The 25,644-nt window shown below is 53.0% G+C and carries 25 protein-coding genes; 18 read left to right on the forward strand and 7 right to left on the reverse strand.

Annotated features, from left to right (window positions below):
* Positions 1-43: 43 nt before the first annotated feature.
* From NTU47_02625 to NTU47_02645, 5 genes are all read left to right on the forward strand, one after another.
* Positions 44-991 carry a threonine/serine dehydratase gene (locus tag NTU47_02625; GenBank protein MCX6132684.1) on the forward strand — a complete coding sequence of 316 codons (948 nt, stop codon included), beginning with the start codon at positions 44-46 and terminating at the stop codon, positions 989-991.
* Between the two features lie 127 nt (positions 992-1,118).
* Positions 1,119-1,865: an electron transfer flavoprotein subunit beta/FixA family protein gene (locus NTU47_02630; GenBank protein ID MCX6132685.1), complete on the forward strand. Its 747-nt coding sequence runs from the start codon at positions 1,119-1,121 to the stop codon at positions 1,863-1,865.
* A gap of 73 nt (positions 1,866-1,938) precedes the next feature.
* Positions 1,939-2,916 (forward strand): electron transfer flavoprotein subunit alpha/FixB family protein, encoded by a 978-nt coding sequence (locus NTU47_02635; GenBank protein MCX6132686.1) that lies wholly within the window; start codon positions 1,939-1,941, stop codon positions 2,914-2,916.
* A 117-nt stretch (positions 2,917-3,033) separates the two neighbouring features.
* Positions 3,034-3,615 carry a DUF151 domain-containing protein gene (locus NTU47_02640; GenBank protein MCX6132687.1) on the forward strand — a complete coding sequence of 194 codons (582 nt, stop codon included), beginning with the start codon at positions 3,034-3,036 and terminating at the stop codon, positions 3,613-3,615.
* A gap of 97 nt (positions 3,616-3,712) precedes the next feature.
* Complete coding sequence (locus NTU47_02645) at positions 3,713-4,513, forward strand: tetratricopeptide repeat protein (GenBank protein ID MCX6132688.1); 801 nt, start codon at positions 3,713-3,715, stop codon at positions 4,511-4,513.
* Positions 4,514-4,595: 82 nt separating this feature from the next.
* Here the strand turns inward: NTU47_02645 and NTU47_02650 are convergent, their stop codons facing one another.
* Entirely contained in the window at positions 4,596-5,807 is a 1,212-nt protein-coding gene (locus NTU47_02650; GenBank protein MCX6132689.1) for an MFS transporter, read from the reverse strand.
* Positions 5,808-5,926: 119 nt separating this feature from the next.
* Here NTU47_02650 and NTU47_02655 point away from each other — a divergent pair, with 119 nt between their 5' ends.
* From NTU47_02655 to NTU47_02680, 6 genes are all read left to right on the forward strand, one after another.
* A complete protein-coding gene (locus NTU47_02655; protein MCX6132690.1) occupies positions 5,927-6,829 on the forward strand; it encodes a deoxyribonuclease IV in 903 nt (300 codons plus the stop codon).
* 309 nt (positions 6,830-7,138) lie between these two features.
* Positions 7,139-8,725, forward strand: a complete 1,587-nt coding sequence (locus NTU47_02660; GenBank protein MCX6132691.1) for an efflux RND transporter periplasmic adaptor subunit — start codon at positions 7,139-7,141, stop codon at positions 8,723-8,725.
* Positions 8,722-9,507, forward strand: coding sequence for an ABC transporter ATP-binding protein (locus tag NTU47_02665; GenBank protein MCX6132692.1), 786 nt, complete (start codon positions 8,722-8,724; stop codon positions 9,505-9,507). Before NTU47_02660 ends, NTU47_02665 begins: the two co-directional genes overlap by 4 nt.
* Positions 9,504-10,721 carry an ABC transporter permease gene (locus NTU47_02670; GenBank protein MCX6132693.1) on the forward strand — a complete coding sequence of 406 codons (1,218 nt, stop codon included), beginning with the start codon at positions 9,504-9,506 and terminating at the stop codon, positions 10,719-10,721. Before NTU47_02665 ends, NTU47_02670 begins: the two co-directional genes overlap by 4 nt.
* A gap of 251 nt (positions 10,722-10,972) precedes the next feature.
* Entirely contained in the window at positions 10,973-12,028 is a 1,056-nt protein-coding gene (amrS, locus tag NTU47_02675; protein MCX6132694.1) for an AmmeMemoRadiSam system radical SAM enzyme, read from the forward strand.
* Positions 12,029-12,358: 330 nt separating this feature from the next.
* Complete coding sequence (locus NTU47_02680; GenBank protein ID MCX6132695.1) at positions 12,359-13,420, forward strand: methylated-DNA--[protein]-cysteine S-methyltransferase; 1,062 nt, start codon at positions 12,359-12,361, stop codon at positions 13,418-13,420.
* Between the two features lie 282 nt (positions 13,421-13,702).
* On the opposite strand, the gene NTU47_02685 is transcribed toward NTU47_02680, so the two are convergent.
* The 4 genes from NTU47_02685 to NTU47_02700 form a co-directional block, all read right to left on the reverse strand.
* The gene (locus tag NTU47_02685; GenBank protein ID MCX6132696.1) at positions 13,703-14,260 is read right to left on the reverse strand and encodes a hypothetical protein; all 558 of its coding nucleotides are present in this window, start codon (positions 14,258-14,260) and stop codon (positions 13,703-13,705) included.
* 48 nt (positions 14,261-14,308) lie between these two features.
* The gene (locus tag NTU47_02690; GenBank protein MCX6132697.1) at positions 14,309-14,956 is read right to left on the reverse strand and encodes a DUF998 domain-containing protein; all 648 of its coding nucleotides are present in this window, start codon (positions 14,954-14,956) and stop codon (positions 14,309-14,311) included.
* A 164-nt stretch (positions 14,957-15,120) separates the two neighbouring features.
* Positions 15,121-15,609: an isoprenylcysteine carboxylmethyltransferase family protein gene (locus NTU47_02695; GenBank protein ID MCX6132698.1), complete on the reverse strand. Its 489-nt coding sequence runs from the start codon at positions 15,607-15,609 to the stop codon at positions 15,121-15,123.
* Between the two features lie 199 nt (positions 15,610-15,808).
* Positions 15,809-16,108 (reverse strand): hypothetical protein, encoded by a 300-nt coding sequence (locus NTU47_02700; protein MCX6132699.1) that lies wholly within the window; start codon positions 16,106-16,108, stop codon positions 15,809-15,811.
* A gap of 317 nt (positions 16,109-16,425) precedes the next feature.
* On the opposite strand from NTU47_02700, the gene NTU47_02705 reads away from it, so the two are divergent.
* Positions 16,426-17,493, forward strand: coding sequence for an IS5 family transposase (locus NTU47_02705; protein ID MCX6132700.1), 1,068 nt, complete (start codon positions 16,426-16,428; stop codon positions 17,491-17,493).
* Positions 17,494-17,589: 96 nt separating this feature from the next.
* Here NTU47_02705 and NTU47_02710 read toward each other — a convergent pair whose 3' ends face one another.
* Entirely contained in the window at positions 17,590-19,122 is a 1,533-nt protein-coding gene (locus NTU47_02710) for a DUF262 domain-containing protein (GenBank protein MCX6132701.1), read from the reverse strand.
* Between the two features lie 316 nt (positions 19,123-19,438).
* Positions 19,439-20,206 carry a flavodoxin family protein gene (locus NTU47_02715; protein MCX6132702.1) on the reverse strand — a complete coding sequence of 256 codons (768 nt, stop codon included), beginning with the start codon at positions 20,204-20,206 and terminating at the stop codon, positions 19,439-19,441.
* Between the two features lie 722 nt (positions 20,207-20,928).
* Between NTU47_02715 and NTU47_02720 the strand changes: the two genes are divergently transcribed.
* The 6 genes from NTU47_02720 (at position 20,929) to NTU47_02745 (ending at position 25,617) form a co-directional block, all read left to right on the forward strand.
* Positions 20,929-21,657, forward strand: coding sequence for a hypothetical protein (locus tag NTU47_02720; GenBank protein ID MCX6132703.1), 729 nt, complete (start codon positions 20,929-20,931; stop codon positions 21,655-21,657).
* A gap of 126 nt (positions 21,658-21,783) precedes the next feature.
* The gene (locus tag NTU47_02725; protein MCX6132704.1) at positions 21,784-22,308 is read left to right on the forward strand and encodes a DUF421 domain-containing protein; all 525 of its coding nucleotides are present in this window, start codon (positions 21,784-21,786) and stop codon (positions 22,306-22,308) included.
* Positions 22,309-22,350: 42 nt separating this feature from the next.
* On the forward strand, positions 22,351-22,668 hold the full coding sequence (locus NTU47_02730) for a hypothetical protein (protein MCX6132705.1): 318 nt from the start codon (positions 22,351-22,353) through the stop codon (positions 22,666-22,668).
* A gap of 10 nt (positions 22,669-22,678) precedes the next feature.
* Positions 22,679-23,104 carry an SRPBCC domain-containing protein gene (locus NTU47_02735; protein MCX6132706.1) on the forward strand — a complete coding sequence of 142 codons (426 nt, stop codon included), beginning with the start codon at positions 22,679-22,681 and terminating at the stop codon, positions 23,102-23,104.
* Positions 23,101-23,931 (forward strand): hypothetical protein, encoded by an 831-nt coding sequence (locus tag NTU47_02740; GenBank protein ID MCX6132707.1) that lies wholly within the window; start codon positions 23,101-23,103, stop codon positions 23,929-23,931. Before NTU47_02735 ends, NTU47_02740 begins: the two co-directional genes overlap by 4 nt.
* A 12-nt stretch (positions 23,932-23,943) precedes the next feature.
* The gene (locus tag NTU47_02745) at positions 23,944-25,617 is read left to right on the forward strand and encodes an amidase (GenBank protein ID MCX6132708.1); all 1,674 of its coding nucleotides are present in this window, start codon (positions 23,944-23,946) and stop codon (positions 25,615-25,617) included.
* The last annotated feature ends 27 nt before the right edge of the window (positions 25,618-25,644 follow it).

The following is a 25,644-nucleotide window of genomic DNA, read 5'->3' on the forward strand; positions in this document are numbered from 1 at the left end:
TTCCCTTGTCAATCAGGCCCAATTTTTCTACCTTTTTCAGGCCATGATAACCTTTTCCGATATCGAGAATGCCTGCGCTGTCGTGCGACCGGTAGTGTACAAGACGCCGCTGCTGAGCTCGGAGACGCTGAATCAGGAGCATGGGAATGAGGTGTTCTTCAAAGCTGAAAACCTGCAGAAAATCGGCGCGTTCAAGATCCGCGGTGCATACAACAAGATTGCATCGCTGACGAAGGAGGAGCGTGCGCGCGGGGTGGTGGCTCATTCGTCAGGTAACCATGCGCAGGGAGTCGCCCTGGCGGCGAAAATGCTCGGGACCAAAGCTGTTGTGGTGATGCCCAAGAGCTCACCTCCCAACAAGGTGGCAGGAACGAAGGTCTATGGCGCGGAAGTGGTGTTCTGCGAGGATTCGTCCGACGACCGGGAGCGCGTAGCGAAGGAAATTCAAGAGCGCTGCGACTATGTCCTCGTTCCCCCATTCGACGACGACAAGATTATTGCCGGTCAGGGTACGGCGACCGTGGAGATTGCGCAGGACGTTCACGCGCTCGACTATCTGTTTGTACCAATCGGCGGCGGAGGCCTGATCGCAGGGAGCGCGATCGCAGCAAAAGCATTGTTTCCACATATCAAAGTCATCGGTGTGGAGACCGAGCCTGCAAATGACTGCTACCAGTCGTTCAGGAAGAAAGAAATCGTCCGCATCAGCCCGCCAACCACGATCGCCGACGGTATGCGCACACAGGCGGTCGGGAAGAGAAATTTCGAAATCATCCTGAAATATGTCGATGACGTCATCACCGTGACAGACGCGCAGGTCATTGAAACGATGCGGTTCTTCCTGGAGAAGATGAAAATTGTTGTCGAGCCGACAGGTGCGGTCGCGCCGGCGGCTGTTTTTCATGACGTGCTCGGAATAACCGGCAAGAAGATCTGCGCAATCATCAGCGGAGGGAATGTCGACCCGGCGTTTCTGAAGAAGATTATGTGACAGGGGCAGCGACCGTGAACCGGCGGCCTTGCCGCTCAACTAATTCCTTTCTATCATTGACATCGTCTGTTCCGGAACTCAGGTATTCACGCATTCAGCAATCATCAATCAACAATCAGAAATAATCATGAAACTCGTAGCCTGTATCAACCATGTCCCCGATACTGCAACGAAAATCAACCTTGCGGCTGATGGGAAGAATATCGACAAAGCGGGCGTCACCTTCATCATCAGCCCGTATGACGAATTTGCGATCGAAGAATGCCTTCGATTGAAGGGAAAAAACGGCGGCGACGTCACCGTGGTCTCTCTTGGGGGAGATACGCACAAAGAGACGCTGCGGAAGGCACTTGCGATGGGGGTCGATAAAGCCGTCCTTCTGAAGGACGACAGCCCGCGCGATTCGTTTGGCGTAGCACAGGCGCTGGCCGGCTATCTGAAAGAAATCGTTCCGGACGCGGTTTTTTTCGGAAAGCAGTCAGTTGATTACGATGACGGCGCCGTAGGCGTCATGGTCGCCGAGATGCTCGGGCTTCCGTGTGTCTCGGTCTGCGTGAAGCTCGATGTGACTGGAGGAAAGGCGACGGCCGAGAGGGAAATCGAAGGAGGTCGGGAGGTCGTCGAGACAACCCTGCCTGCAGTATTTACTGCTCAGAAGGGGCTGAACGAACCGCGTTATCCTTCGCTCAAAGGAATCATGGCGGCGAAAAGCAAGCCAATCGAAGAACGCCCTGCGCCTCCCATGGTGGGAAAAACAGAACTGATCGCCATGCAAAAACCGCCGGCGAAAGCAGCTGGAAGAATCGTGGGGACCGATGTCAGCGCCGTGCCGGAATTGGTGCGATTGCTGCACGAAGAAGCGAAAGTGATCTAATATTGTCGATTGCCGATTTTCGATTTGGAGATACCAATCACCACTCACCAATTAACTCCTGACTGGTAACACCATGAAGATTCTTGTCTTTGCAGAGCAGCGAGAGAACAAATTCAAAAAACCGGCATTCGAAGCGGTCAGAACCGCCAGAACTCTTGCCGATCAGCTCAGCGGCGAAGTGGTTGCACTCGTCATCGGCGGCTCTGTTCAATCTATCGCCCCTATGCTGGGAGGATACGGCGCTCACAAGGTGATTGCTGCGGAAGATCCCCGGCTGGCGCACTATGCATCGAGTGCCTACGCGAAGTTGGTCGCAGATGCAGCCAGGGCGGAGCAGGCAGATGTCGTAGTTCTTCCCGCGACCGCAATGGGGAAGGATCTCGCTCCACGCGTGGCGGTCAAACTTGATGCCGGTCTCGCGTCTGATTGCACAGCCCTCAGTATTGAGGGGGGAGAAATCCTCGCAACGCGTCCCATTTATGCCGGCAAAGTACTGACGCGGCTGAAGATTACGTCGGCCTTGAAGGTCTTCACGCTGAGGCCGAACGTGTTTGTTGCAGGTGAATCAAATGGCTCCGCTTCTCCCGTGGAGGCGTTTGCTGTGGAGCTGAAGGACCAGGATCTTGGCTGTATCGTCAAGGAGACAAAACAATCATCCGGCAGGCTCGACGTTGCGGAGGCGGATATCATTGTCACAGGAGGCCGCGGACTCAAGGGGCCCGAACATTTCGGTATGATCGAACAGCTTGCCGAAACACTTGGTGCTGCAGTCGGCGCATCGAGGGCAGTCGTGGATGCCGGCTGGCGTCCGCACGACGAACAGGTTGGTCAGACAGGCAAGACGGTCTCGCCCTCATTGTACATTGCCGTTGCCGTCTCCGGTGCCATCCAGCACCTTGCGGGAATGTCATCTTCAAAGTATATTGTAGCCATCAACAAGGACAAGGACGCGCCGATCTTCCAGGCTGCCAACTACGGCATCGTGGGTGACGCGTTTGAAATCATCCCTGCCCTGACGGCGGAAGTGAAGAAACTACTCGGGAAGAATTAGCGTCCGGCAGAACCTTTTGAAGCAAGTCCGCCGGTACTTTTCTATCAATGTGCTTTATATCTTTGCGTGAGCTCTTGGATTTAAAGCGCTCCGGCGGAGCGCTAGAAGGAGATCTTTTTGGAGAGGATTCAGGTCGACATATTGGGGCTTTCAACGAGCCCGTCAAGCGGCGGAGCCTACGCTCTCATCCTTAAGGAAGTGAATGGCCTGCGTCGGCTGCCGATTATCATCGGAGCATTTGAAGCGCAGTCGATCGCCCTGGAAATGGAAGGGATCAAACCGCCCCGGCCTCTGACGCACGATCTGTTGAAGAACATCATGGATTCACTCGGCGCCAGCTTGAGCGACGTGTTCATCAGCGATCTCAAGGATGGCACCTTCTATGCACGGCTGACACTCGACTCTCAGGAAGTCGATTCGCGCCCGAGCGATGCGATTGCTCTCGCCGTCCGATGCGGAGTTCCGATCTATGTTGCTGACAAAGTTATGGACGAAGCCGGATTTGTTCCCGACGGCGACGAAGCTGAAAAGACGACACCACCGGCGGCAGTTGAACCGGAACCCGAGAAGCCCAAAATCAGGCTCTCGAAACTCGAACAGTTGCAGCAGCAACTTCTCGAGGCAATAACAAAAGAAGAGTACGAAAAAGCTGCAAGACTCCGCGACGAGATCCACAAACTGGAAGCGCGGAACTCATAGCAGCTGAAGATACCGTTGAGACACGCGCAGGCCGACGCGACACACCATCGCATACACCATTACCCACCATCTGCCCACATAAGGGAGGCACTCCACAGTGAAAACCACCGTACAACGAGAACGGACCCTGTTGTGCATACTGCTGCTTTCAGTCTTCTGGGTCATGACCGCATCGGCAGCCGCGCCCGATTCATCCAAAGCCGAACAGCTCATTGCCCAGGGAAATATCTACTCAGAGCAAACGTTCGATAATCAAAAAGCGCTCCAGAGTTACGAGGCAGCGCTCGCGCTTGAACCTAATAATTATGAGGCACTCTGGCGCATCAGCCGCGCGCATGTGGATATCGGCGAACATTTCGCCGCCGCCACAGACCAGGAAAAGGCGAAACAGCTTCAGACCTACGAGAAGTCGCTCGAGTTCGCCAACAAGGCCATCGCGGCGAATGCAAAAGGAGCGATGGGATATACACGACGGGCGATTGCAAATGGTCGCATCGCACTCTTCAAAGGGGTGTGGGAATCGCTCGATCTCGTGAAGCAGACGAAAGCCGATTGTGAAAAGGCCATCGCGCTCGACCCCAAAGAGCCGGCCGCATACTATGTCCTGGGACGGACAAACATGAAGGTCAGCGAAAAACCGAAAATTGTGCGCTGGCCGCTCGGCCTTGGCTGGGCGAACCTCGACGATGCAGTCAAGAACTTTGAGAAGGCAATCGCTTTGCGGCCAGATTTCATCATGTACCGCCTGGACTGCGCCCGCGCGTATGTTGAACAGGATGAGTACAGCAAAGCACGGGCACATCTCACTGCCATCGGAACGCTATCAACAATGGACGAAGACGACGGCCAATTCAGAAAAGAAGCACAGGAGCTGCAGGAGAAGATCAAAGGCAAGTAGTTTGCGTTATGCTCCCACCATACAAAAGCCCGGGCTTTCTTGAGAAAACCCGGGCTTTGTGTTGTCGGTGAGATCAACAGAATCAGATTTTCGACCCGGGCCTCTCTTTGTCGGAGAGAACGCGAGCGTGGCCATGGAAATCAGGTGATCTCCTGAATTGCAGGGCGATGATGAGGGAGAAGATCATCAGAGCTGCCCCAAGGAAGAAGGGATAGCCGTCGTGGATCTCGAAGAGAGCTCCGCCTGCGATAGGGCCCACGATCATAGAAGCAGCCATAATGGATGTGAGGATGCCAAGAGCTTCTCCCTTCATGAGGGGATTAGTTTTGCCCGTGACTTCGCTTGTCAGCACGACTCGCTGCACCGATTGGCCCGTCGCGAACAGCGGGAGGCCGACAAAGAACAAGGCAATCATGTCCGAGCCCATCAGGAGGAAACTCACGCCCAGAATGACGGTCATCAATAGTTCGAGTTGTGACTCGGTAAAGTACTTCAGCCACATTCTCCGAAGAAGCACGGTCTGGTTCAGCACCGCAAAAACGCCCGTCGCTGCGAATATCAAGCCGGTCTGGAAAGAACCGAAGTTGAAAGCATGCAGCACGTAGAGAGCGAACACCGATTGTGATGCGGACATGGCAATTGCGAAGAAGAGCCAGCTCAGGAAAAGGGGTCGAAGTGTTTTGTTGAAAGCCGCGCGAGCTAACGGCGCGAGCGGATTAAACGAAATCGCCGCATTGGAATCGCGCCTCTTGTGAGTCTCCGGAAGGAAAAAATAGGCGAGCATCGCATTGATTGCCGCGAGTATGCCGGAACACCAGAATGGAAAAGAGTGTGACACGGTGCTGAGTGCCCCGCCGAGGATCGGTCCCACCATGAAACCGGTGCCAAACGCCGCCCCGATAAGACCCAGATTGGAGGATCGCTCTTTCTCGTCACGCGCAAGGTCAACGAGACATCCTTGTGCCACGGTGAAATTGCCGGCTGCGGCGCCGTCAATGATCCTTCCAAGGAAGAGAAAAGGCAGGCTGCCTGCCCCGGCAAACACGAACCAGCCGATTGCAGTGCTTGTGATGCTTGCAATGAGCACGGGGCGTCGCCCGATCTTGTCGGACAGTGCACCGAGAAACGGGCTGCTCAGAAACGCGAAGAACGCAAACGAAGCGAACAGAAGAGTAATGACAAAAGGCGAGGCTCCAAACGAACCCACATAGAACGGCAAAATAGGAATGACGATCCCCACCCCGATGACATCGACAAAAACCGTAAACAGTACGACGAACTTTTCTCGCTGCATAGTCCTGTAGCAAACGAAACGGCAGTGAATAATTCCGGTCGGGCGTTGCTTTTTGAGGTTCTAATTCACTTCTTCAATCAGAACCAAATAACGATCTCTCCCAATAAACCAAGTACACAATGTCCCGTTCTCCCGACCGCTCAATCCTCCTCGGTGCTCATATGTCCATCGCCGGCGGAGTACACACCGCTGTGGAGCGTGGAAGCTCCATCGGTTGCACGACCATGCAGATGTTTGTGAAGAACAACAACCAGTGGCGAGGGAAAGAGCTCTCGGATGAGGATGTCTCAACCTACAAAAAGCTGCTGCGGGAGTCAAGCATCGGTCCGGTCGTTGTCCACGATACCTATCTGATCAACCTGTGCGCGACCGACAAGCAGATTCTTCAGAAGTCGCGCGCTGCGCTGAAGGATGAACTCGATCGGTGTGAAATTCTGGGGGTCGAGTACCTCAATTTTCATCCCGGCTCTCACGTGGGTGCCGGTGAAGGGGAAGGGATCAAACGGATCGTCGAATCTCTGGACATCATTCACGACGAGACGAAGGGATACGGGGTACAAAGCGTACTCGAAACCACAGCCGGGCAGGGAACAGCGATCGGCTACCGGTTTGAGCAGCTGCGTGAGATTATCGACATGGTCGCTCAGCCGGATCGCATGGCAGTCTGCGTGGATACCTGTCACGTCTTTGCCGCCGGGTACGATATATCCACCGAGCGGGGGTACGAGACGACGTTCGAAGAGTTCGACGCGATCATCGGGCTCGCACGCCTCGTTGCATTTCACGTGAACGATTCGAAACGGGAGCTGGGTTCTCACGTGGACAGGCACGATCATATCGGAAAAGGAACAATCGGGAAGACCGGCTTCCGGCTTCTGATGAACGACGAGCGTTTCCGTGCAGTTCCGAAAATTCTCGAGACGCCAAAAGGTCCGGAGATGAAGGAGGATGTGGAAAACATGAGGACGTTGAGAAATATGATGATAAAACGTGAAAAGCAAGACGGGGGACGGATGGTGTAGATCGAAATTTATTTCGGGACCGGTAAGAAACGCGGACAGGGGCATTACCCGGAAAGTGACCTGCACCCCGCTCCAAAACCGCGAAGGTGACAGCCACTTCTCGTTTTCCGATATCTCCGGGTCCGCCTCTTTATAGAGATTACCCCCGCAGAGCTTCCGCGATCGATTCTTCCCGCGAAACAGTCTTCGTTCACCAAAGTTTTCGCGAAACTTTCTTCCGAGAAGTCTGTCTAACTCTTGTCTGTCGGAGAGTTTCCGGCCACCATCGGCAGCCCGAATATCTCAAGAATCGTCTGTGAGGAGTGAATAATGAAGAAAACGGTCTATATCATTGGAATTATTGTGGTCGCGCTCGCGGTTTCGGCGTATTTCCTGTTTGCCAGGCGTGATTCGCGTAAATACGACTTCAGGCTTGACAAGGTATCAAAAGGTGATCTGATGGTGTACGTCACAGCGACCGGCACGATCAATGCGGTCATCAGCGTCGATGTGGGCACCCAGGTCTCTGGAATCGTCACGAAGCTGTACGCCGACTTCAATTCTGTCGTCAAGGCGGGCCAGGTGATCGCCCGAATTGACACGACGTTCCTGTATCAATCGGTAAAGGACGCAGAAGCAAGTCTCGATCGGGCAAGAGCCCAATATGCCGATAGCAAGCGAAACTCTGATCGGACGACCAATCTGTACAAGAAGGGGCTTGAATCGGAGTTGAATTACTCTGCTGCGTTGACCTCCTTCGAATCGAACCAGGCGTCATTGAAGCAGGCAACGGCAGCTCTCGACCGGGCGAAGATCAACCTGGCGTATGCGACAATCTATGCTCCGATCAACGGCGTTGTGACAGACAGGAAAGTAAATGTCGGCCAGACCGTCGCGGCGAGCTTCTCTTCCCCAACGCTGTTCACCATAGCAAATGATCTCAAGCGCATGTGGGTACAGACAACAGTGGACGAAACTGATGTCGGCAAGATCAGCATCGGACAGGAAGCCACGTTTACAGTCGACGCCTATCCTGAGGATAAATTCACAGGGACAGTTTCACAGATCAGATTGGCTCCACAATCCATTCAGAATGTCGTTAACTACATCGTCATCATTGATGTGCAGAATGACCAGTTGAAACTGATGCCGGGCATGACGGCGAGCGTGAAGATTCTCGTTGCGAGTGCCAGCGATGTACTCAGAGTTCCGAACATGGCGTTGCGGTTCCAGCCGCCGGCGGATCTTATTGATACGACTGGGACAGGCGGAGCGAATGGCATGAGGGGTGGAATGGGCGGGAGAGGTGAAACCGGGCGGGACAGTGCGAGCGGAGGTCGTAACCCCGGTGGAGCTCAAGGAGGCGGTCGGGGAGAATTCGGACAGAATCGCGAGGGAGGAGGACCGGGTGGTATGGGAGGTGACATGGCTGGTCGTTTCCAGGCAATCAGGGATTCAATTCAAGCCGCTCACGGCGGGAAATTGAGCCAGGAAGACATGCGGACGGAAATGCGAAAATTGTTTGCCGGCAGAATGCCCCAGCGGAATGAAACGCAGCAACAAGCGCCGCCGACGATCACGAGACCGAAACCAGTTGCCTCCGGCGATGCGGCGAAATTCGGAATCGTCTCGAACTTCCCCGAATATCAGAAGAGCGTCTACAATCCCTCGCATCAATCAGGACGAGGAAGAGTGTGGATCCTGAAAGCGAACGGATTACTCGAACAGGTATTTGTCCGCACGGGTCTGAACGATGGACGATTCACAGAAATCACCTCCATGAGATTGAATGTCGGAGACCAGCTCGTTCTCGGCGCGTCGTCTGGTGACACGAATGCCGACCAGGCGCGAAGCCCGCTCACAGGTCAGGGTCAAGGACAAGGACGGCCGATGGGAGGAGGCGGGTTCGGACGATGACCCACGATCTCGATACATCGCCGGCACAGGATGGCGTGCTCATTCAGATTGATCACCTCACGAAGGTGTATCAGCTGGGTGAGGTCGACGTCCACGCCCTGCGGGGAGTCTCGGTGCATATCTCCAAAGGTGAGTTTGTAGCGATCATGGGGGCGTCCGGTTCCGGCAAATCGACGTTCATGAATATTCTCGGATGTCTCGACAAACCCACCAAGGGATCGTACCTGCTGGAAAGAATCGATGTCGGCAAGCTGACACGCGACGAACTTGCTGCCATCAGAAACCTGAAGATCGGATTCGTTTTCCAGGGATTCAATCTGCTTTCCCGGACATCGGCGCTCGAGAATGTTGAGCTCCCGCTGTTCTACTGCTCGGTATCGAACAAACTCCGGAAATCCAGAGCCATCGAGGCTATTGATAGGGTCGGTCTTGGAGACAGGATTCATCACTACCCCAACCAGCTTTCGGGCTGCCAACAGCAGCGCGTCGCGATCGCGCGGGCGCTGGTCAACGATCCCAGCATCATACTTGCCGATGAGCCGACGGGCAACCTCGACAGCAGGACCAGCGTGGAGGTGATGGGGATTTTTCAGGAGCTGAACAACAACGGCATCACGGTGATTCTCGTGACCCACGAACCCGATATTGCACAGTTCGCAAAGCGACATATTGTGTTCCGCGATGGAAAAATCAAGTCGGACAAGCTGAACGCCAGTCCCAGGGTGGCAGCAGAAGTGCTGAAGGAATTGCCAGCGATTGACGAGGAGGACGAAGCAGCATGAAGACTTTGAATATTATTCTTTCCGCATTCAGGGCTTTGCGGCGCAACAAGATGAGATCCTTTCTGACGATGTTGGGCATTATCATCGGTGTGGGGGCTGTGATTGCCATGCTCGCGATCGGTCAGGGGGCTGAGTATTCTGTAAAGGAGCAGATCGCCGCGCTGGGCACGAACGTTCTCATGGTGTTCCCGGGCGCTCAGCAGCAGGGGGGCGTGCGTACGGCAGCGGGTTCGGCGGTGACGTTGACCGAAGAGGACGCTCTCGCTATTGCACGGGAATGTCCTGCTGTGCAATACGTCTCTCCCGGGACGGGCGCAGGGGGACAGGTTATCGCGGGAAATCTCAATTGGTCCACAGGAATTTCCGGCGTAGGAAACGACTATCTGGAAATTCGTCAGTGGACGGTGGAGTACGGAGAATTCTTCACGGACGCAGATGTGAAAGCCGCAGCGAAAGTCTGTGTGCTTGGCAAGACCGTGGCTGACAATTTGTTCCCGGAATCGAGCCCGGTCGAACAGACCATCAGGATCCGCAATGTGCCGTTCAAAGTTGTGGGCGTGTTGATGAAGAAAGGGCAGAATACCGCAGGGCAGGACCAGGATGATATTATTCTCGCGCCGTACACGACGGTCATCAGGAGACTTTCACACTGGCCAAACCTTCGCTCCATCCTCGTTTCCGCGACCAGCGTGAAAGATATCCCCACGGCGCAGGCGCAGATTTCCGCCATCCTGAGAATGCGTCACAAGATTCAGACGTTTGATGCAGACGACTTCACCATCCGCAATCAGACTGATCTGGCGGCAACAGCAACAGCCACGACGGAGATCCTGACGATCCTTCTGGCAAGCATAGCCTCCGTCTCGCTGCTTGTCGGCGGTATCGGCATCATGAACATCATGCTCGTATCGGTAACCGAGCGGACGCGCGAAATCGGAATCAGAATGTCCATCGGCGCGCGCTCGCGCGATATCCTGACGCAATTTCTGATCGAAGCGCTTGTCCTCAGCCTCCTCGGCGGCATCATAGGCATCATACTGGGAACGACCGGCTCTTCGGTCATTTCAAAAATCGCGAAGTGGCCGACAATTGTCACACCATTCTCCATCATTCTTTCATTTGGGTTCTCGATCGCCATCGGGATTTTCTTTGGATTCTATCCAGCCAGAAAAGCGGCCATGCTGAATCCGATTGATGCGTTGCGATACGAGTAAGCGGTTATTGTAGGGCGATTCACTTTCGCCCTACAAGTTTCATCCTGACGAAGCAACTTGTCGACTTGTAGTTCGCCTCCTCTCGGGGAGCCAATTGCGTTTTCTCCTCCCGTTCGCCAATCACAGCACTCCTAAGATTCCTCTCAGCTCATTCCATTCCAGTCCCGGCTTCTTCATTCCGTGGAGCGATCTCGAATTGTCTGCTTGACATCAGCAGCGGGCAATGGTACATTTCGCATAGAGGTGATCTGATGGAAGAATCAACATCACTACGTGACCTGCTTGCGCAGAATACCAGGGTGGGCGAGTTGTTCGACAGAATGACCCACGACTGGGTTTTGTGTCACGCGTGCGGGCACCGATGCAAAATTCCTCCCGGAAGAGAGGGAATCTGCAAGGTCCGCTTCAACAAAGACGGAATGCTGTATGTCCCATGGGGCTACGCCGGCGGCGTGGCCCTCGATCCAATCGAAAAGAAACCCTTCTTCCACGCATACCCCGGGGCGAAGGCACTGAGCTTCGGCATGCTGGGGTGTGATTACCACTGCGCATACTGTCAGAACTGGATCACCTCCCAGGCGCTCCGTGACCCCGAAGCCGTCGCAGGCATTGATCTGATAACTCCCGAATCCTTCGTCGACGCAGCGATCCGGTCCAAAGCACAGGTTGTCACCAGTACGTACAACGAACCGCTGATCACGAGCGAATGGGCAGTGGAAATTTTCAAGCTCGCGAAGCGTGTCGGTTTGATAACTTCCTACGTCTCAAACGGAAACGGCACACCCGAGGTGCTCGAATACCTCCGTGAGTGGGTCGATCTCTACAAAGTCGATCTTAAGGGGTTCAATCAGAAATCGTACTCGCAGCTTGGCGGTGTTCTGCAGAACGTGCTTGACACAATCCAATCGCTGCACAAGATGGGAATCTGGGTTGAAATTGTTACGCTTCTCGTGCCTGGATTCAATGATTCCGACGCAGAACTGACCGACATCGCGCAATTTCTCGTCTCCATCTCGCCCGACATACCATGGCATGTCACAGCTTTTCACCAGGACTATCGGATGACCGATCCTCCAAACACGTCTGCCAATACGCTCCTTCGTGCGCGTGAAATCGGCCTGAAGGCAGGGCTCCGATACGTCTACGCAGGAAATCGTCCCGGTGAAGTGGAGGACACGGAAAACACGTTCTGCCCATCCTGCAATACCGTGCTGATCGAGCGCAGGGGATTCCGGGTGTTGAGCAACAAACTCAAGAACGGAAACTGCTACAAGTGCTGGACGAAGATTGCGGGAAGATGGGGGTAAAGAGAGTGTCGAGTTTGGAGTTTTGGGTTTAGAGTTTCAAGTTGCGGGCCCTCGCAGGAACAATTCTGCAGTTGCATTCACACCGTTTCGCGAACAATCATCCCGAAATCCATGTTCAATTTTCGGTGGAGGAATCGTTTCCTTTGCTGTATCATTCTCCTGCAAGACGAAAGAAGCACTCACGCAAAGACGCCAAGCCGCAAAGAAATAATACGATAACGATTCTACGAAGCGCCTTTTCGTTCTTTGTTTACCCCGACCCACTTTGTGGGGGCGTCTTCAAGTGAAGATCTCATCTTCTCAAATGGATGACGACACATGGAGAACACGATGCAAAATCTTCCTTCACTTCCTGAAATGAAACGGGCGCACACACAGCGCGATTCTTCCTATGACGGGATATTCTTTCTTGCGGTCAGGACTACCGGAATCTTCTGCCGTCCTTCATGCCCTGCGCGAAAACCGCTGCCGACGAACATCGAGTATTTTCCATCAGCCCGTGAAGCGGTGTTCGCTGGTTACCGTCCCTGCAAACGCTGCCGGCCGCTGGAAACCAATGGCAAGCCGCCGGAGTGGATCGGAAAACTCCTTACAACTGTCGATCAGGACCCCAAGGCGCGGTACTCCGATTCCTATCTGCGTTCGATCGGCATCGAGCCGTCACGCGCACGTCGGTTCTTTCTGAAGAACTATGGAATGACGTTTCAGGCCTATTGCCGCGGCCGCCGATTGGGGAAATCGTTCGAACAGATCCGGCTGGGGGTCGACCTCGACGATGTGGCGCTCGGCTACGGGTACGACTCGCACAGCGGATTCCGGGAGGCCTTCGCGAAGACATTTGGATCTTCGCCGGGAAAAAGCAGAGCAGCCGATTGTGTTGTGACGGCCTGGATAGAAAGCCCGTTTGGTCCGCTTCTCGCTGCCGCCACATCCGAAGGCGTCTGTCTGCTGGAATTTACAGACAGGCGGCGGCTTGACGTTCAGTTTGCCCGGTTGAGGAAGCATTTCAAATGTGCGATCATTCCGGGCGAAAACAAGCACGTCGCCCAACTCCGCAAAGAACTGGGGGAATACTTCGAAGGGAAGCGCGATACGTTCTCGTTGAAGTTGATTTTCCCCGGGAGCCCGTTTGAATTGAAGGTGTGGAATGAATTGTTGAAAATTCCGTACGGCGAGACCACATCGTACGAAGCGATCGCGAAGAAAATCGGTTCTCCAAAATCGAGTCGCGCGGTCGGCAGGGCCAACGGATTCAACCGGATTTCCATCGTCATTCCCTGCCATCGGGTCATCAACAAGAACGGCGAGCTTGGCGGATACGGAGGCGGGTTGTGGAGAAAGAAGCTGCTGCTCACACTGGAGCAGAATCGACAACTCCCAGGAGAAAATTAGCCACAGATACCGCGGATTTGTGTGGATTACCACGGATCATATATCCGTGTGGATTCGTGCCTTTTCCGTCTCATCCGTGGTTTCTTCTACTCATGAAAGTCCAGCAATTCGGATTTGGATAGCGTCTTGTTGTGTCCGCAACAATCATCCTGAGGAAATCGTTCGACTCTACTCCAAGGAGCGATGAAGTCGCTCACGATGACCGAACCCGCCCGCCTTCTTTCGTGTTTTTTGCGTCCGCCGTTGTTTTGGTGGAGCGGCGGCTTGGCGGAAGCGCCATCGCTACCTGCCATACAACACGCCCCTCTGATATCGTACATGCACATTGAACAGAGTTCGTTCGATATCACGGGCGTTCACCTCGTACAGCCTCGCAAAGTACCGGATGATCATGAGAAAAAGATACCACTGCTTGAAATCGAATCCTTTCCCACCGGCATTGGATGTGACCGAGCCCATCTTGTACAACAGTTGCCAGACCCGGATATCGATGACGCCGTAGCGAGACGGATATGTCAGCGTCAAGATGGCGGAAGCCATGGGTATGCTGACGCCGTACAAACTCGTAAGAAGAGAAAGCTTCTTCTGTTCACTTCGGGTAGCGAACGCCGCACCGGTGACCTTCCTGACGGTGGCCGCACGGTTACGGCGAATATGCCTGATGGCCCGCGCGGACTTCCACCGGCAGACTTTGATAAGCTCCGGTCTGGTAAGATAGCCTCGTTTTCTCACTGCAGAAAACTCTTTGATCAGCACGGCAGTAGAAGGATCTTCGGCTGTCGAAAGATGAAGTCCGATGAGATGCTGCAATCGCTTGTATGGTAATTTGGTGAGTGCCATGGGAGATGCCGCCCTTGAGTTGCGGCACACAGAATTCTGCCTGTGGGTTTATCGCTCGAGTAGAGTTGCGGGCTTCCCCTTTTCCATCCGCAAGAGAGTGAAAGAAAGCACTGCGAACCATAGCATGGTGCCGTAGATATTGATGCGCTCGGTGAACCCCATCCAGGGTGTGGGTTGCCCCGCGGCAAGTTGGGGAGCCTGAAGACCCGTCAGGGCGCCAAAAATTAGCAATATGACGATTGTTGTGAACGAGTATATGCGGAACCGCCTTCCAAGTAAGAACGCACCGAAACCGATGGACAATAGAATGAATAGTGACATCACAGCTGTCATCGGTGGATGCAGACTGCCGAGTGGAGTGACTTCAGCCCCCCGCATGTCCATCTGGAAGAACGTAGGTGCCACCATGCTGAAGGCTGCGTATCCGAGCATTAAGGCGCCTGTGACATGTGCGGTGCGCTTCGGGGCAGCCGATGTCCAGACACCCGCGGCGAAGGCCGTCACGAGCAAGTTGTATGCGACGCTCACCAGAAGCATGAGGGGCCTTGTCGGAGCACCGGTGGCCAGCAACTCGCTGTAATTGTGATCGATGAGACTGTAGCCATGATACCACCAGCTCGCCAGCAAATCGGTAGCGACATAGAGCATCGAAGAGAGGATGCCGCAGACGAGCAGGGGATTTCGTACCATCTTCATTTTTCATTCCTGGAGATGCGAGTTCATACGTTTCAGTATCTTCTTTGGTGTGTCACAAAACGCCTTTTGAAAAAATATTTTCTTTCCCGAACGTTTGGGCACAATTTACTCCGATGTCTTTCATCGGGCCGTTTGTTATGCGCAGGCGAAGTTCGATTTCGATGTCAAGGTTTTTTCAATGGAACCAGTCGATCAACCCTTGCTTTATAATCCTCATACTCCTTGCCGAAGGCCGTCGAGAGTTGCTCCTCCTCTTTGCCGATGAAAATCATAACACCGACATACAAAAAGACCGATACAACAACATAGACCCAGGTCAATGTCAGAAGAGCGACTGCGGGAAGGACGAAGAACGTCACACTGGAGTAGATGGGATTACGTACAACGCCATAAGCGCCGGTGGTTACCAGTCTACCATTGGAGAAGCCCGTGAGCAGTTGGATGACCGCAGCCCCCCAAAGGATCAGCCCCAGAAGCAGCAACAAATACCCCGCGGGCATGAGAAAGCGGATACTCTCAGGCAATGCTGCAATTCCAGGTAGATACACGTGGACATATATCGCTGCGATCAATGACGGCAGCATGAAAATCATGATTTTTCCCCCCTGCCCGACGATGTTCATTCCGTTTCGGTTTTGTAAGATGCCTAACATGTTGCTTCTCCTTTGTTTTTGTCTATCCAGCGTGCGACTGCTTTGTGGCGGTTTGGCGGAAGCGCCGTGTCGCCATTCGTGCCCGGAGGCGGACGCTCTCTCATTGCCCAGTTTGAATTGCCAATCTTGGCCGGTTACACCGAGTTCAGTTCATTCCCCTCATTCTATGACACTTCAACGCCACGGGCGGCGTCTTCACTCAGGCCTCAATACTCTGGTTCGCTGCGAACTTGATCCGAATCTCTCGCGCCGTCAGTCCAATTATGATTCCAATTCCAATAGCCTGCAATGCTTCGTTGATATGGATGAGGAATTCCCCAATGCCGATGAGAATCGCTCCTGGACTAAAGAAGGAGCAGGTGAAAGTTGCGAGCACCAAGACGATCCAGATCGCCAGCGACACTGGTCTCTTGAACTTCCTGGAGACTTTATAGCCTAGGTACCCGAATACCGGATAGGTGAACGCAATCGACAGAATGCTGAAGAAAGAAGGATGCATCGCGCGTATCTCCTTCGAATATTAAACTGCTTGACGCCGCCCGTTATCGGCGGTACTAGTGCCGTGTCCAATAATTCATATTGTATTTTTCATCGCAGAGAATCGCAGAGTGATAGGGCAATATCCTCTGCGGTGCTCGGCGTTCTCTGCGTCTCCGCGTTGAAAACCAGAAACGTCAACACACAAGATTTTTTTTAGACATGGCACTAGCAGGCTGCGGAAAAAGTCATTGTTGATTTGATTATTGTGGAACATTTTGCCTTGGTGTACGTTGAATAGGAAAGAGATTGATCAACGGACAACCAAGGAGAACGAACATGCGTGGTAAAGAGACCGGACAAGGGGACCTTTATAGCTATGTTTCGCAAGAGGATCGCATCCCGTCGGATCACCCGTTGCGAGCGATGCGGGTTCTGGTCGATGAAGCGTTGAGTCGAATGTCGAGCCGATTTGCGAAGATGTATGCTGATACGGGTCGGCCGTCGATACCGCCGGAACAACTGTTGCGGGCACTGTTGATACAAGCGCTCTATACTGTACGGTCGGAGCGGCAACTGATGGAGCAACTGAACTACAACCTTCTGTTTCGATGGTTCGTCGGCTTGTCGATGGACGATCCGGTCTGGGATGCCACGACGTTCACCAAGAACCGCGAACGCTTGCTCGAAGGAGACGTTGCGCAAGCATTCTTCCAGGAGGTTGTCCGTCAGGCTCGGGCGAATCACCTTTTGAGCGAGGAGCACTTTTCGGTCGATGGAACGCTCATTGAAGCATGGGCTGGTCACAAGAGTTTTCGCAAGAAGGACGAGCCGACTGATCCTCCGGAAGGACCAAAGAGCTTTCACGGTGAGAATCGCACAAACCAGACGCACCAATCGACTACCGATCCGGATGCGCGATTGTTCCGTAAGGGACCGGGCAAGGAAGCAAAACTCTCGTTCATGGGGCATGCTCTGATGGACAATCGCCACGGGCTTGCAGTGGCGACGAAACTGACGCACGCAAGTGGGAAAGCTGAAGTGACCACGAGCGTCGATCTCTTGAAGCGCTGTAAACGCGCCAAGACCGTGGGAGGCGATAAGGCGTTTGATCAAGCCTTCTTCGTCACCGAAGTGCGTAAACGTGGTATCGTTGCTCATGTCGCCCAGAAAGCAGATCCCAGGTATACTGCCATCGACCAGAGAACGGTCAGGCATACATCGTATCTGATCAGTCAGCGCGCACGAAAGAAGATCGAGGAGTGCTTTGGCTGGATCAAAACCGTGGCCGCTATGCGCAAAACTCGTCATCGAGGCCTGTTGAGAGTTGGGTGGATGTTCACTTTTGTACTTGCTGCCTACAATCTTGTTCGAATGAAGAACCTATTGGCATCTGAGTTGACCTAAACCACATCAACAACCACGAGCGTAGCCTCAACTCGATCACTCAGACGATGACAGTTCTGTTTATCCAAAGACAATAATACGCTTACACTCTGTTTTTCAGCACTCTGCTAGTATCAGATTGCCCATCATCCCAAGGATGTTATCGGGAAGCGGTTGCCCGTCAGGATTCTGCGGACAGAGATGCTCTATGGTCATTGTACTGTAATCCAAAGTCACTCCGGGGCGCGCCGCTTCGTCAAACCTAGACAAGATGTATCGCACAAGAGATCTGTTCTTCGTGAATGTGTTGGTGAAAATGATTTCCCGAAAATTCACACGAACAACGTCGAAGAGTGGCACACGCTGTCGCAACTTTGTAACAAGTTCACGAAGTGCCACTTGTTTTCTCTGCGAACTGTCAGCCTGATCAAGTTGGATAGCCGAGGACGCAAACATCATGGAAATGCCACCTGAGGAGCGCTGCTGGGTGACAGCATTGAACAGGAAGTGAAAACTCTCCAATGATCTCAAGACAGGAGCAACCTGTCGGAATTTGAGATGACCTGCCTTATAGTCTCGGAGCAATGTGAGCACGAAAGGCGTCTGTTGCCGGACTCGAAAAAGGAGAAACGCTTTAAGTGAGCTTTGAATGGAAACCTCGTGTGGCTGCCATGTGGCGTAGGTGGTTTCGTGAATGAGTCGATAGGTGGCTGCGTCACGTTCGAGTTCATCAAGATAGCCTTGAATGCCAGCGCCGTGGATCTCATCCTTGATTTTCTTGAATAACTCTTTGAGGGTGACATAACTGTGCCGAGAGAGCCAGTGATGGTGAAGATATGTATCAACAACCAACTCGGCGGAGGATTGATTGATGACGTGAAGAACGTTCTGCCATTGGATCTTCGCAGTATCGGCTTGGAGATTCGGCGCACGAAGGTGTCGAGTAAAGAAGTTGCGAAGTAGGTCAGACACGCTAAGGTCTTTGCCACGCGTGTTTATGGTCTCAAAGATGACGTATGCATCATCTTCGTCGGTGAGCCTGATCAGAATGAGTTTGAGAGACAGGATGCGATTGCGAATGCCGACAAGGGTTTGTTCGATTTGTTGACGTCGTTCATCATCAGTGACTCGTTCTTTTGCCTTCACTGGAGCGATTGCGCCGGCGATATTGGTTTTGAGCGAGTCATACGCAACCTGAATATTCTCTTCCTCTGGTCCAACCTGGAGATTTAGTACCGGCCGATTGCCAAAAGAGAGCACGCGGTTCTGGAAATATGGATAGGACGATTCTGTGCTGACAACATATCGGGTCACGTTGTCCTCGGTGTTTCTCTCAATGAGACTTTGCGCACCCAGCGCGAGTTGATGGAAGCCTTCTTGCTCGAAAACATCGCGGAGCGCGCAAATGGCAATGGCAATAGTTGTGAGCCTTTGTTGCCCGTCAACAATATTGATATCGCCGCGTTCCGAGTATACGACCATTGAACCGATGAAATAGTCGGCATCGGCTCGCTGAGCTCCTGCGACATCGCTCCAGAACTCTTCGATATTTTCTAGATCCCACGAGTACGGTCTCTGGAATCGTGGTATCCGGTAGAAATTGGAGGCCAGTAGTTCACGAACGTCACGGTCAACGGATTGAATGTGCACGATGTTAATTCCTTTCGTGATTGAAAATACGCCGGGCGCACCCGCTACATGTTGTCCAGGCTGCGTTGCCCATAACGTTTAGGCAAACTGCCGTTGCGAAGCGCCTGTACCGAACTGAACATCGATTGCTCTGGCGCTGAGCAATGGAGCGAGCCTATTTATTGTGCCAACCATGTATTCGCCTTGCATATGCAGTGAGCGAGCGTCGTTTTGGCGTTTGTTAGCCGCAGGCGAAGTTCCATACTGATCGCGTTTTTGCGGCAACAAGTGAAGTCAATTAGTTCGCGCTGTTTCAGGATCGAGAGAACGCACCTGATTACCTTTTGGCGATTCTCGATGCAGTGTAGTCAAACAGAGTTCCGATGGCTTTCTTGAACAGATTTAATGGAACTGGATAGAAGTAGTCTGATTCAAACCAACCCTTGTCGCGGTAGTATGTGTAATCGCGGGAGCTGTCGTTGAGCATCAGCCCAATGCTTTTTCGAGACATTCTGAAGATCATGAGCTTGAGGAGAGATGGTACGGGATAAGGCCTCTGAGAAAGTCGGTCGAAAAATATCCTGCTTTGCGCCTTGAGAACGCTATCATTCTTCCTTCGTGCTTCGTCAGTTATCGGCTCGAGCGACGTGAGACAAATTCCATTGACTACGTTGAAACCTAAACCGTTGCCGACGAAGTCCAGGTATTGCACGATTTTTGGCCCGCCATAGATACCTTGGACCACGATGCTTGTGAACACTTTGCCGAAGAAGCGCGGACGATGAAACACGAATCCGAGTCTGTCGAGAAACCCCTTCATGATGCCGGAGACCTGGAACGAGTAGTTCGGGGATGCGAAGACAACCCCGTCCGATGCCATCATCTTTTGGATGAGCAAATCGCGGTCATCCTTGAACTGACAAAACTCCTCACCCTTTTCAAAGCACAGCTTGCATCCCTTGCAGGTCTCCAAGTTGCACTCACTTAGGCGGACGATCTCGCTCTCGATGTCACCGAGCGACTCCAAGGAGCTCAGGAACTGACGAACGGCATTGTAGGTGTGCTGTTTGCGAGCGCTACCAACGAACGCAGTCACTTTCTTCACTTTTTGCGACCTCCGTGGGTTTGAGAGTTGTAAGAACTGGTGTCCCTATGAGTGCTAGATAACCTGGCTATTGAGTTTCAGTTGATCCAAGCTGCCGCAAAACGCCTTATGAAAAGAATCTTCGCTTGCGGCTAACTAGTGCAACACCGCGGTGAGTCTTCGTTAGCCTGTACAACGACAAGGCGATAGTAAACAAGTATCGGAACAACATCAACGTCCGCAAAGTACCGACAAGCTGTATCGTGAAGTACCGACAATGGAAAAGTGCGCACGCGATTCCAGAACCGCAATACCGAAAACTCGGTATATTTGGAAGTGAGTCAAGTGTGAGAAAACCTGCGTATGAGGCCGTCATCGCTGCTCAAGATGGAGCGACAACGGAAAAATCGCGCGCGCGAATTGGCAGGATGTTTCAGAAGCACCGTCGAAGAGAGACCTATGAAGGGCTGTGTGAAAAGAACCCCGGGGTGCAATGCGGACTGAATATCAAGGCACGCCCGTGCAATGGTTTGTGTTGTACCGATTGCCGGGACAATTCAAGGAAAGGAATTCTCACGCAAAGTCGCAAAGATCGCAAAGAAGTGATTCTTTGATGAGAAAAGAGTATTTTTCGCAACAAAAGGCATCCTCCAGAACTCAACCGAAATGCTGATATGCGCTGTATCTGCAGCACCGTAATCATTGGTTTTCTCTTCCTAGCGGGTTGCTCGGCTCCCCCGACAGTGTCAAAATCTGACGCTTCGGCCACTCCCCAGCCAAAACTGGCACTGAGCGTCAAAGTGGCATGCATGGACCTCTCCGGCTACGGGAAACGAATCGAAAAAAAGGATATCGAACGATTCTCCGCGGCTCTGAAGAAAGAACAAATCGAAATCCTGGCCGTGCAGGGGATTACCAGGTATCCGAACGTCAAAACCCGTGTCGACTTTGTAAGCGAACTCGCCGCGCTCATGGACATGCGGCATGTATTCGGTGAATCGATCGACATCTCGGGACGCCAGTTTGGGAACGCGGTGTTTAGTATGTACCCGATCCGTTCAAACGAAAAGAAGGAATATGATGTCCCTTCTGCGTTCACTGAAACAGCTCTTCTTGTCGCCATCGACGCTGGTGTGAGAGACGTCGGTATCGTAAGCACGCGATTGCCATTAAGAGCAACAAGCGAGGAACAAGCCCGGTGCATCCGGACGATCGCGGAAATGCAAAAGAATCTCGATGTTCCGTTCGTCGTAACAGGCAATCTTCCGACGTACAGGAAATCACGGGACTTCGAAAAATTCACCGATCTCCAGATTTCACTCCCCGACGGATCTGCAAAGCTCCTGTCATCCCGTCTTTGGTACATACAGGGGGATCTGTTTAAAGCCGTCAATGCACGGACGGTGAAGACCGACCTTGGAACACTGACCGTCGCTGAATTTGGATTATATCAGCAGACTCGCGCTCAATAGAGACGGTTTGCCCCGCTAAGAGCACACAGATGACACAAAAGAAGCACATGACGCACACAGCTAGATCAATCAGTATAGATCACGTATCATCAGTGGTATCAGTGTGCCATTCCCTTGAGGTGCAGTATGTGGAATTTTTCTGAACAGTTGCTCGAAATAATCCTCCGGACAGCCATCGTCTATTTCGTCATCCTCATCGGCATCCGGCTGATGGGCAAACGCGAAACCGGACAGATGACGCCATTCGATCTTGCGCTCCTGTTGCTGATATCCAATGCTGTTCAGAACGCTATGACCGGAGCAGATACATCAGTCTCAGCCGGAATCGTTGCTGCCGTTACGCTCCTGCTCCTGAATGCCGCTGTTACCCGGGTTGCCTGGAAGAGCAGAAAAATGAGGCGGTTCGTTGAGGGGACACCCACACTGTTAATCAGGCACGGCAAAATCATCCAGGAACATCTGGACAAGGAAAGGATAAGCGAGGACGTACTGATGCAGGCTTTGCGTGAACATGGCATTGCAGCTGCTGAAGAGGTAAGCCTCGCGGTGCTGGAAATCGATGGTTCTATCAGCGTCCTGAAGAACGAAGAAGTGCCGTCCGCTGATCATGCTCATCGCCATTTTCGTTTCATCTCCCGGAAGAACAACTGATTCCCCGTAGATCGAACTCATTCACATTCAGAAGTCAGCGTCATGAAACCATACAGCCATAGATGCCGCCCCATTGTCGCCGGTGCCGTATTGATGATGTTCGCCCTGCTTTCCCTGTCTTGCAGCACCGATTTCGGAGACAACATCGTTGTCACCGGTACGGTCGCCTATATTCAGCTCGAAGGAGGATTCTACGGCATCAACGGAGACGACGGCAGATCGTACGATCCGGTCAATTTGCCGGCAGAATTCAGGAAGAACGGCATGCGTGTCAGCTTTGAGGCGAAGGAATTGAAGAACGCGGCGAGTATTCATATGTGGGGCATTATCGTCGAGATTGTTCATGTTCAGGCACTGTGAGGAGGATGAAATGAAGCCATCATCATTCAAGCTTACCACAACTATTCCGGAAAAGCCCGGCGACGTGTTCGCCGCTCTCACGGATTCAAAGCTGATTGCACGATGGTGCGGCCAAAAAGGGACGGTTTCTTCGAAAGTCGGCGGCAAGTTCGAGATGTTCGATGGATGGGTGAAAGGAAAAGTGCTGGAGTTCAAACCAGGCAAGTCGATTGTCTATACATGGCTTCCCGGAGACTGGCCGGAGTTCAACGAGGAATCGGTTGTGAGGTACACAGTTGCCCCTTCGGGGAAGGGGACAAAAATCACACTCGAGCATTCGAATTTCCCCAACGAGACGGAAAAAAAGAATCATAAGAGTGGATGGAAAGTGTTCGTGTTCGATCCGCTCAGAAACTATTTCTCGACCGAACAGAAGAAAGGAAAGACAGCACTATGAAGCGATCAGTTCTTTTTTGGATTCTCGCAGTTCTCATAACGCTGATATCACTCGTATACCAACGTGTGACCGGCCCAACCTATCCGGTATCGGGAAAAGCGCAACTCAACGGCAGGGCAATTGTCTTCAAGCTCGACCGAAGTCACGCCGGTGAAACCAATGCTCCGGTGGAAGTGAAAACCGACGACCAGTCTGTAACGGGAGTTCTCTTCTGGAAACGATACAAGACAGACGATCCGTGGACGCAGGTGCCAATGACTTTTTCGAACGGCGCGTTGAAAGCAGAGTTACCCCATCAACCCGTAGCGGGCAAACTGTTGTACAAAGTAGAAATCCAAGAAGGGGACAAGCAGGCAAGCCTGACGGGCGTCGACCCGATCATCATCCGATTTCGGGGTAATACGCCGGTCTGGATTATTATCCCGCACGTATTGGCCATGTTCTTTGCTTTCCTGTTCTCGGCTCGGGCAGGACTGGAGTACTTCACTCAGGAACCCAAATTCAAATCGTACATGTATGCGACCCTTGGGTTTCTCGCGGTGGGCGGGTTTATCCTGGGTCCGTTGATGCAGTATTATGCATTCAATGCATGGTGGACCGGCTGGCCGTTCGGAACAGATCTTACCGATAACAAGACCGCGGTCGCGTTTCTCGGCTGGGTTGTCGCCGCAGTTGCCTTCGCCAGAGCGAAAAACCCGAAACGGTGGGCTCTCGCAGCATCCATTATCATGATTGTTGTCTATCTCATTCCTCACAGCATTCTGGGCTCCGAACTCGATTACAGCAAAACAGACAAGCCGCTCAATCAGACCGAATCGCCCAGATAGAAAGTGACCACCGTGAGCCGATACTCTCAATGTCATCGAACAATAATAGCGGCTGTGCTTCTTTGCGTTTCACCGGTGCTTTGGGCACAGCAAACAAAAAAACCGAACCCGATTACACCGGAGATGGTGGAACAGGCACAGAAAATCATCGGACTCAATTTCGACGCCGCGAAACGCGACTCGATGCGCGAGAACCTTGCCGAGCAGCTCGACGGTTACGCGAAAATGCGTGGTATCACAATCCCCAACGGCATTCCGCCGGCGATCCAGTTTAATCCAATTCCAGCCGGGTTCGAGTTCGAGAAGGTCAAGAAGCCGTTCAAATCGAGCCGGATGGGAAAAACGATACTGCCGATGAACTTCGAAGACCTTGCATTCTCTTCTGTCAGCCATCTGGCGGAATTGGTGCGGACACGCAGGGTGACGTCGGAGCAGTTAACGATCATGTACTTGAATCGGCTGAAGAAATACGGGCCGAAGCTGGAATGCTATGTGACTCTCACGGATGACCTCGCGCTCGAACAGGCGAGACAAGCAGACCGGGAAATCGCGAAAGGGAAGTATCGCGGCGCACTCCATGGTATCCCGTACGGTGTGAAGGATCTGCTTTCTGTCAAGGGATACAAGACCACGTGGGGCTCGGTGCCGTACAAAGAACAGGTGATCGATGAAGATGCGACGGTTGTGAAGAGACTCCGGGATGCCGGAGCTGTGTTGGTGGCGAAGTTCACGATGGGTGAACTGGCCATGGGTGACGTCTGGTTCGGCGGAAAGACACGCAATCCGTGGAATTACAAGCAGGGATCCAGCGGGTCGTCTGCAGGCTCTGCTTCAGCCACCGCGGCGGGGTTGGTGGGCTTTGCGATCGGCACTGAAACGCTCGGCTCGATCGTTTCTCCGTCGACACGCTGCGGCACAACCGGGTTGCGGCCGACCTACGGACGTGTAAGCCGTACAGGCGCCATGGCATTGAGCTGGTCGATGGACAAGATCGGTCCGATTTGTCGGACTGTCGAAGATTGTGCACTTGTCTTCAACGTCATCTGCGGTCCCGATGGGGTTGATCAGACTCTCTATGATGCGCCGTTCAATTATGATCCGAAGATCAATTGGAAGAAAATCCGGATCGGATATTTGAAGACGGAATTCGACAGCGTGAAGTTCAACAAAGCGACCAGCGATTCTGTGTTGGCAGTCCTACGAGGTCTGGGCGCGAAACTGATCCCGATCGAACTTCCAAAGACGTCCCTGGATGGTCTTTCGATCATTCTCGAAGCGGAGGCTGCAGCGGCGTTTGACGAACTCACTCGCAGCGGCAAGGACGACATGCTGGTGCGGCAGAACAAGGGAGCGTGGCCGAATTCTTTCCGGAGTTCGCGCTTCATCCCTGCCGTGGAATACATTCAGGCGAACCGCGTCCGCTACCTGGTGATCCAGGACATGCACAAGCTGATGAAAGACATCGATGTCTATGTGGCCCCGTCATTTGGCGGGAGCGACCTTCTCCTCACCAATCTCACAGGGCATCCGTGTGTTGTGCTTCCGGACGGCTTCACGAAAGAAGGAACTCCGACAAGCATCAGTTTCATCGGCCAGTTGTTTGGGGAAGCGAAGCTGCTGGCAGTGGCGAAGCAGTTCCAGGATGCGACGGATTATCACCTGAAACATCCAAAGCTGCAGGAGTAGTCCGTTGAGCGAAGCGACGCTTCGCTC

This window comes from Ignavibacteriales bacterium (assembly GCA_026390595.1).
Lineage (GTDB): Bacteria > Bacteroidota > Ignavibacteria > UBA10030 > UBA10030 > UBA9647.

Excerpts from the sequence above, each read along its gene's own strand:
- NTU47_02695 (MCX6132698.1), bottom strand. The coding sequence starts at position 15,609 with ATGTTAGGCATCTTACAAAACCGAAACGGAATGAACATCGTCGGGCAG.
- NTU47_02705 (MCX6132700.1), top strand. The coding sequence starts at position 16,426 with ATGCGTGGTAAAGAGACCGGACAAGGGGACCTTTATAGCTATGTTTCG.
- NTU47_02635 (MCX6132686.1), top strand. The coding sequence starts at position 1,939 with ATGAAGATTCTTGTCTTTGCAGAGCAGCGAGAGAACAAATTCAAAAAA.
- NTU47_02630 (MCX6132685.1), top strand. The coding sequence starts at position 1,119 with ATGAAACTCGTAGCCTGTATCAACCATGTCCCCGATACTGCAACGAAA.
- NTU47_02650 (MCX6132689.1), bottom strand. The coding sequence starts at position 5,807 with ATGCAGCGAGAAAAGTTCGTCGTACTGTTTACGGTTTTTGTCGATGTC.
- NTU47_02670 (MCX6132693.1), top strand. The coding sequence starts at position 9,504 with ATGAAGACTTTGAATATTATTCTTTCCGCATTCAGGGCTTTGCGGCGC.
- NTU47_02730 (MCX6132705.1), top strand. The coding sequence starts at position 22,351 with ATGAAACCATACAGCCATAGATGCCGCCCCATTGTCGCCGGTGCCGTA.
- NTU47_02680 (MCX6132695.1), top strand. The coding sequence starts at position 12,359 with ATGCAAAATCTTCCTTCACTTCCTGAAATGAAACGGGCGCACACACAG.
- NTU47_02690 (MCX6132697.1), bottom strand. The coding sequence starts at position 14,956 with ATGAAGATGGTACGAAATCCCCTGCTCGTCTGCGGCATCCTCTCTTCG.
- NTU47_02700 (MCX6132699.1), bottom strand. The coding sequence starts at position 16,108 with ATGCATCCTTCTTTCTTCAGCATTCTGTCGATTGCGTTCACCTATCCG.
- amrS (MCX6132694.1), top strand. The coding sequence starts at position 10,973 with ATGGAAGAATCAACATCACTACGTGACCTGCTTGCGCAGAATACCAGG.
- NTU47_02660 (MCX6132691.1), top strand. The coding sequence starts at position 7,139 with ATGAAGAAAACGGTCTATATCATTGGAATTATTGTGGTCGCGCTCGCG.
- NTU47_02725 (MCX6132704.1), top strand. The coding sequence starts at position 21,784 with ATGTGGAATTTTTCTGAACAGTTGCTCGAAATAATCCTCCGGACAGCC.
- NTU47_02685 (MCX6132696.1), bottom strand. The coding sequence starts at position 14,260 with ATGGCACTCACCAAATTACCATACAAGCGATTGCAGCATCTCATCGGA.
- NTU47_02665 (MCX6132692.1), top strand. The coding sequence starts at position 8,722 with ATGACCCACGATCTCGATACATCGCCGGCACAGGATGGCGTGCTCATT.
- NTU47_02735 (MCX6132706.1), top strand. The coding sequence starts at position 22,679 with ATGAAGCCATCATCATTCAAGCTTACCACAACTATTCCGGAAAAGCCC.
- NTU47_02740 (MCX6132707.1), top strand. The coding sequence starts at position 23,101 with ATGAAGCGATCAGTTCTTTTTTGGATTCTCGCAGTTCTCATAACGCTG.
- NTU47_02625 (MCX6132684.1), top strand. The coding sequence starts at position 44 with ATGATAACCTTTTCCGATATCGAGAATGCCTGCGCTGTCGTGCGACCG.
- NTU47_02655 (MCX6132690.1), top strand. The coding sequence starts at position 5,927 with ATGTCCCGTTCTCCCGACCGCTCAATCCTCCTCGGTGCTCATATGTCC.